This window comes from Kitasatospora sp. NPDC059462 (assembly GCF_042749955.1).
GTDB lineage: Bacteria > Actinomycetota > Actinomycetes > Streptomycetales > Streptomycetaceae > Kitasatospora.
This window is the reverse complement of the sequence record NZ_JBHYUU010000233.1, coordinates 1-6,036: the sequence shown is the minus strand read 5'-3', so window position 1 is coordinate 6,036 and position 6,036 is coordinate 1. Positions and strand designations below refer to the sequence as shown.

Here is a 6,036-nt window from a genome sequence, read left to right as displayed (position 1 = left end):
GGCTCTGTGGGGTCCGAAATCGGGGTTGGGGTGCCCGCCCCCCCTCTCAGGGGATCGGTCGAGCGCCGGCCCTCGCAACGCCGCGCCCGGGCGGCCGTGGTGTCAGCCGGCGAAGTGGTCGACCCCGCCGGCCTTGGCACAGCGGAGGAGCGCTGCGAACCCGGCGGGGGAGGTGCGGACGATGATGTGGCCGTCGTCGGACTCACGGATTTCGATCACCCCGTTGGTGATGCGTACCTCGACACAGTTGTTGTTCGCTGCGCAGTAGCTGGACTTCTGCCAATCGAACTTAGTCATGCCTGTTGTTCATTTCCCTTGATGATAGAGCGGATGTAGTCTCGCGACTCGTTCTCGGCAAGGGAGGCGGCCTTGAGGCGTTCAAGGATCGCGCGATATCCCGCGAGCTGGGCCGGGGTGTCGAAGATGTGGGAGCCGTGGGACGAGTCAGCCTGGACTGTGTCCAACTCCCGTACCGGCCCCTCGGCGTAGGTCAGGTTCTCGCTCGGCCCTGGGAAGTTGGGCGTGTCGAACGGGATGACGCGCAGGGAGACGCCAGGAAGCTCAGAGTCGCTGATGAGCGCTTCAAGTTGCTCGTGGAGCACGGTGGGGCCACCGTACCGGATATGCAGTGCTGCTTCGTGGATGATTCCCAAGTAGGGGGTCTCGCCGGACCGGACGATCCGCTGCCTTCGTCGTCGAAATTCAACCCTGAGATCTACCTCATGATCGAGGAGCGTTGGGTAGCCATTCGCGAACACGGCGGCGGCATAGGCGTCCGTCTGAAGTAGCCCCGGGATGAAGGCGATGGTGAAGGTGGTGATCCTCTTCGCGTGACCTTCGATCTCCGCTACATCAATCGGGACCTTTGGGAGATCCTGCCGATACGCCTCCCACCAGCGTGGGTCCTGCTCTCCGGTCATCCCGGCAAGCGCGTCAATCAGCGGATCGTCAGCGCGCATGCAGGCCGCCGCGATCGCGCGCAGGCGTTCCTCGCTGACGGCGGACTTCCCGTTCTCCATCTGAGTCACCAGGGCAGGGGTCACCCCGAGCAGGCCGGCGAGCTGGTTGCCGCCGAGGCCGGCCTGCTCTCGAATCCTTCGTAGCTCGGCGCCGAGGCGGCGCTGGCGAAGAGTTGGGTTCTGCCGATTGGCCATGGCGTCCTCTCTGATGGTGCCGACGTCAGTGTGCCGTGTCGTGCGCAGCAGAGGCCATTTTGGGCGAGCTTCCCACTTGAGGGGGATCCTTCGCCGATCCAGATTAACCTTAAGCTCGGATGCGCTATGGTCGGTGTCATGTCGATCCGATGGATCGTCAGTAACGCCTGTTTCTCAGGGCAGTAGGCGCATGCTGCCCATTTGCACCGCAGAGCAGCCACGTGCGGCACCACCAGTCCCGCCCTGGCCTGGCTCACGGCGACGCCTCCGTCGACCGATCGACGACGAACCCCTCTGCACAACCCCCATCCGGAGGTCCCTCATGCGTGCCTTCAACCCGCCCGACTGCTCCACCGTCCGCGCCGAGCTCCGCTCCATCCTCCACACCGCCGGCTGGCACCCCGACCTCCTCCCCGAGCCCCGAACGCCCGCCGACCCCTACGCCCTCTCCGGCCGGGGCCTCCACCTCGTCCAGGCCCTCACCCACCGCTTCGGCACCACCCCCACCAAGACCGGCAAGGTCATCTGGTTCGAGCTGGACGCCGCCGCGTGAACGGCCCCATCACCCCCAGCGACACCTACCTCCGCACGTACACCGAGCCCGAGGTCACCGCCCTCCTCCGCGAACTCCACCAGCGCGGCAAGCCGTTCGGCATCCAGTGGGGCTCGGCCGCCGTGAGCGGCACCACCATCGACGGCCGCCTCCTCATCTCCTTCGGGGACACCTCCCTCGCCACCCTCCTCAACCTCCTCCACGTCCTCCGCGAGAGGGGTGACCGGCCGTGGGAGTCGTGATCCCCCTCCTCAACGCCACCACGTACGTCGAGCGGACCACCGTCGCCCACCTCGCCGCCCGCCTCGGCCACCGGGTCATCGGGGCCCGCCGATGAGTCTCAGCGGCGCCGGCCTCCTGGTCGGCGCCGCCCTCACCGTCCTCCTCGCGCTCGCTTTCGCCACCCTCTTCCTCGGCGTCATCGCGACCCTCCGCATCACCCGGTTCGACGACCACACCCCCCACCCCGCCGACGAGCCCGGCTGGCGCCGCGACGAAGCGAGCACGTGGCCTGTGCCGGCGAGGTCGGCTTCCCCCACGAGCTGGTGTTCCGGCGGTGCCCTGACCGCCGGCAGCACAACATCGTGCGCGAGGGCGACTTCGTCTGTGTCTTCTGCGACAGCGATCTGCCCGCAGCGTGGAATGTGGACCCCGACACATCACGTCAAGGGGTGGATGGATCAAGTATCCCGATCTCCGGACGTTCCTGTCACCGTCCTCCGGGAGGAGATCTTGTCGCGATTGGCAGACCTAAAGTTGCGGATGACCAGCAGGACCTTCCATCTGACCTGGAGTAGGGATGGCATCCGACCTGGCCGCAGTCGCTGCGGAGCTCAACCTGATGGCCGCGGCGGACCACCAGGCCGCGCCCAAGGCGAACAGTGATGACCCGGCGGAGCAGTTGGAGTGGCGCCGGGTGACCGCGCAGCACGCGGACCGCCTCAGCGAGATCATGGACGCGCACGGCTGGCCGACCGCCGACCTGGTCGGCGAGGACGCGGCCCGGGCCGCGTGGCTGATCGCGCAGCACGCCGACCGGCAGCTCGACGTCCAGCGGCGCGCGCTGCGGCTGATGGAGCAGGCCGTGGCCACCGGCGCCGCCGGCCCACGCGATCACGCCTTCCTGCGGGATCGCACGCTGGTGAACGAAGGGCGCAAACAGATCTACGGCACCCAGATCGCCGGCGTGCAGAACGGCTCGCCCGTCCCGTGGCCCTGCGTGGAGCCCGAGCGCCTGGACGAGCGCCGCGCAGAGGTCGGAATCCCACCGTTCGCCGAGTACATCGCCCAGTTCCCGATCGCCTGAGTCACTCCTGACCCGGCGAGGTGAGCCGGCGCCCGTCCTCGAACTCCGCAGGGACCTCGTCGTCCCACGGGTCGATCCCGCGACGCTCCAGCTCCTCGAACCAGCGGTCCCGCTGGGATTCGGGAAGGGGCCGCCCGCACCAAGGGCAGAAGCCGATCTCGATGACCGACGTGCCGCCGTCGTGGACGATCAGCCCGTACTCCTGAAACCTGGCTCTGAGGCGAACCACGGCGTCCGCGCAGTCGAAGGGGTCGTCGTGCTGGTCGCAGTGCCGGTTCGCCTGGCGCGTCATCGTCTCGCAGCAGTGGTCGGTCACGGCCTCGGCTCCCCGACGTTCAGCAGGAACCCCAACGCCGCCGCAATGTTCTGCGACAGATCTCCCACGCTGTCCAGCACCAACCGCTCGTCGGCCCACGGGGCAAACTCCTCCCGCCGCCGCTCCACCACCTCCCACGTCGGCTCCTCGAAGCCGTCGATCCCCCGCGACCGGCCCTCCAGCCGTTGGCGATGCGCCGCCGCATCCGAACACACCACCTCGATGAACACCAGCGGCACCCCACGCCGGGACGCCAGCGCCCGCCACTGCGCCCGCGCCTCCTCCACCGCGTTGACGGCATCGACGATCACCGTCTGCCCCAGGGCGAGCACACCGTCGGCCACGGCCTCGGCCACGACGTACGCGGCGAGCCCGGTCGGCTGCCCGCGATCCACCCCGGCCCGCCACATCGCCGCCTCGATCGGATCCACCGACACCACCGGGGCACCCAGCGTCCGACCCAACCCCTCGGCGACCGAACTCTTCCCCGCACCGGGCACGCCGGCCATCGCGATCAACACGGACCCACCCTCCCACGCCCGCCCGGGCGGGACCGCTTCACCCGCCATCACCACCGGCCTCGTCGCGCGTCGTCGACCGCGGCGGTCACGCGAACGACGGCCACCGGTGGGCGGCCCACTCCCGCCAGCCCGCCCAGCCGGGCGGCGGGCCGCCGGCCCCGAGGCCCTCCAGCTCCGCCGCGTCGGGCACCTCGAAATTGGCCCGCCCGTACAGGATGTCGGCCTCCGACAGCGGCAGCGTCTCCTCGGGGGTGGTCGCCCAGCGACGGGCGATACGGGTGCGTTGGGTCTCGTCGTCCACCGGCAGGTAGATCATCCGGAAGCACGCGTTCTCGGCCTCCACCAACCAGCGGATCGCGGACCGTTCGTCCCGTGACCAGCAGCCGTAGTCCGCGACGACACTGGTACCCAGCCTGACCGCCTCCAGGGCGAGCCAGAGCATCCGCCCCTCCAGCACGTCGCGCTTCCCGTCCACCTCCACCTGGTCGAACAGGGGAATCATCCAGTCGTCGGTCGTCAGGCGCAGCGCACCGTGCTCCACGGCCAGTTGCCGCGCCAGCGTGGTCTTCCCGGCCCCCGGCAGGCCGACCATCAGAAAGAACGTGGCCGCCGCGCGGGCGGCTCCCGGTCGAGGTTCGGATCGCGTCATCCGGCCAGCCTCGCAGCGACGCACCGAAAGGTCTACGGGAGGTCACCCGGACTTCACCGAAGCGCCGCCCCTCCCGTGCTACAGACCGTGATTGACGACGAATCAGGTACCACCGTACGGTGAGTGGCCGACTACTCGCCCGACCCTCGGGGGACACGATGAGCCAGCCGTGGCAGGCCGACCCCGACGCCGCTCCGGCCCGTCGCCTCGGCAAGCCGCCGACGGAGCTGGGCACCACCGGTGGCCGGGACGGCTGCCCCGACATCTGGGAGCTCGACAACGGCGACATCGCCGTCATCGGCCGAGACCTGACCGCCGCCTACCGGGCCGGCCTCCTCTCCGCGAAGGCGGACCTCCCGGATGCCTGACCCCCTCGACGCCAGGCGCGACGACCTGCTCCACCTCGCAGCCGCCCTGGACAGCGCCGGGGAACCGGACGCTGCCCGTCGGCACTGCCACGAGGCGCTGACCCTGCTCGACGGCTTCACCGACCCGGCCGCCCACCGGCTGCGCGAACGGTTGACGAGCGGCCTCAGCTCGGACACCTGACTCAGGCTGTGGGGAACCACGCCTCCCCGGGCTGCACCCCCCGTGCCGTAGGACATCAGGGCGACGAGCCAGGGATTCGGCACTGCTCCTCCCGTGGGGGCTTCCGTGGCGACGACTCGACCGAGGGGGAGGGAGACTTTGTGCGCAGGGCTCGAACTGGGTGGGGATTGTGTGAGGGGTGCGGGTCACACGCACAAGTGAATATCGGGCAATCCGGGTGCGGACGGTCCGGTTCTGGCGCTGTGGTGGGAAGGCTTGGTCGGGCGGGGCGAGGGTGCCTGGTGGCGACGAGAGTGGGGGACCGTGGAACGAACACGCATGCGGATCAAGTGCGCCGGAGTGGTCGCGGTACTGATGATGGTGGGCCTCACCGGGTGCGGCACACTCCCGGAACCGGTCCCGGATGCGCCGAGGATCGCCCAGGTCTCGGCGCCGGCCGATTCGGCGGAGGCCCTGCCCGCTTCAGGTGGCAGCCCGCTGCTCCCCGTGGCCGGAGCCGCCGCCGCACTGTTCGTGGGCGTCGGTGGTGTCCTGCTCGTGCTGTGGCGCGACCGCAGAACCACCCGGCCGGGCCCCGGGGAGCTGTGACCAGCGACAACTTGCCCCCACTGCGGGACGGGGGTAGTGTTCTCTAGTCGCTCGGCAGGGAGCACCGGACACGCATCGGCGCGGACGGTCCCGGAGCGGCCAATCCCCTGGAAATGCCAACGCCTCCCCGGCACGGGGTTTATTTGGCGTGTGCATTTTTGGGGATTGCGGCCGGATTCGCTTTTCGGAGCGGGGATCGGCTAGAGTTTGAAACGTCGGACGGGGCGTCAAGCCGCAGAAGACACCAGCGAGTTGGATGAAGGAAGCGCCGGAAAACGGAGCGGAAAACATCTGATAGGCTGGAGACACGAAAGAACGAAGCGCCCGGAGGGCCGGTGTGAAAGCCGCCTGAAGGAAGCGTCCGTTCCTTGAGAACTCAACAGCGTGCCAAAAGTCAACG

Annotated in this window: 11 protein-coding genes; 6 read left to right on the top strand and 5 right to left on the bottom strand. The window is 69.1% G+C overall.

Features of this window, described 5'->3' with window-relative positions; all coding sequences use genetic code 11:
* Positions 1 to 102: 102 nt before the first annotated feature.
* Together ACFXAM_RS34710 and ACFXAM_RS34705 are read right to left on the bottom strand one after the other, a co-directional pair.
* Positions 103 to 297 carry a DUF397 domain-containing protein gene (locus ACFXAM_RS34710; RefSeq protein WP_380297415.1) on the bottom strand — a complete coding sequence of 65 codons (195 nt, stop codon included), beginning with the start codon at positions 295 to 297 and terminating at the stop codon, positions 103 to 105.
* Positions 294 to 1,154 (bottom strand): helix-turn-helix domain-containing protein, encoded by an 861-nt coding sequence (locus tag ACFXAM_RS34705; protein ID WP_380297413.1) that lies wholly within the window; start codon positions 1,152 to 1,154, stop codon positions 294 to 296. The genes ACFXAM_RS34710 and ACFXAM_RS34705 overlap by 4 nt, the downstream gene beginning before the upstream one ends.
* Positions 1,155 to 1,476: 322 nt before the next feature.
* On the opposite strand from ACFXAM_RS34705, the gene ACFXAM_RS34700 reads away from it, so the two are divergent.
* The 3 genes from ACFXAM_RS34700 to ACFXAM_RS34690 all read left to right on the top strand — a co-directional run bounded on the left by ACFXAM_RS34700 (position 1,477) and on the right by ACFXAM_RS34690 (position 3,013).
* Positions 1,477 to 1,707, top strand: coding sequence for an ATP-binding protein (locus ACFXAM_RS34700; protein ID WP_380297411.1), 231 nt, complete (start codon positions 1,477 to 1,479; stop codon positions 1,705 to 1,707).
* On the top strand, positions 1,704 to 1,949 hold the full coding sequence (locus ACFXAM_RS34695) for a hypothetical protein (RefSeq protein ID WP_380297409.1): 246 nt from the start codon (positions 1,704 to 1,706) through the stop codon (positions 1,947 to 1,949). Before ACFXAM_RS34700 ends, ACFXAM_RS34695 begins: the two co-directional genes overlap by 4 nt.
* A gap of 557 nt (positions 1,950 to 2,506) precedes the next feature.
* The gene (locus ACFXAM_RS34690) at positions 2,507 to 3,013 is read left to right on the top strand and encodes a DUF6624 domain-containing protein (RefSeq protein ID WP_380297407.1); all 507 of its coding nucleotides are present in this window, start codon (positions 2,507 to 2,509) and stop codon (positions 3,011 to 3,013) included.
* A gap of 1 nt (position 3,014) precedes the next feature.
* Here the strand turns inward: ACFXAM_RS34690 and ACFXAM_RS34685 are convergent, their stop codons facing one another.
* The 3 genes from ACFXAM_RS34685 to ACFXAM_RS34675 form a co-directional block, all read right to left on the bottom strand.
* Entirely contained in the window at positions 3,015 to 3,329 is a 315-nt protein-coding gene (locus tag ACFXAM_RS34685; protein ID WP_380297405.1) for a DUF6980 family protein, read from the bottom strand.
* A complete protein-coding gene (locus ACFXAM_RS34680; RefSeq protein ID WP_380297403.1) occupies positions 3,326 to 3,850 on the bottom strand; it encodes an AAA family ATPase in 525 nt (174 codons plus the stop codon). Before ACFXAM_RS34680 ends, ACFXAM_RS34685 begins: the two co-directional genes overlap by 4 nt.
* Positions 3,851 to 3,935: 85 nt before the next feature.
* Entirely contained in the window at positions 3,936 to 4,442 is a 507-nt protein-coding gene (locus ACFXAM_RS34675) for an AAA family ATPase (protein WP_380297401.1), read from the bottom strand.
* 215 nt (positions 4,443 to 4,657) lie between these two features.
* Here ACFXAM_RS34675 and ACFXAM_RS34670 point away from each other — a divergent pair, with 215 nt between their 5' ends.
* From ACFXAM_RS34670 to ACFXAM_RS34660, 3 genes are all read left to right on the top strand, one after another.
* The gene (locus ACFXAM_RS34670; protein WP_380297399.1) at positions 4,658 to 4,867 is read left to right on the top strand and encodes a hypothetical protein; all 210 of its coding nucleotides are present in this window, start codon (positions 4,658 to 4,660) and stop codon (positions 4,865 to 4,867) included.
* Complete coding sequence (locus ACFXAM_RS34665) at positions 4,860 to 5,048, top strand: hypothetical protein (protein WP_380297397.1); 189 nt, start codon at positions 4,860 to 4,862, stop codon at positions 5,046 to 5,048. Before ACFXAM_RS34670 ends, ACFXAM_RS34665 begins: the two co-directional genes overlap by 8 nt.
* 303 nt (positions 5,049 to 5,351) lie before the next feature.
* Positions 5,352 to 5,636: a hypothetical protein gene (locus ACFXAM_RS34660; RefSeq protein WP_380297396.1), complete on the top strand. Its 285-nt coding sequence runs from the start codon at positions 5,352 to 5,354 to the stop codon at positions 5,634 to 5,636.
* Positions 5,637 to 6,036: the final 400 nt, after the last annotated feature.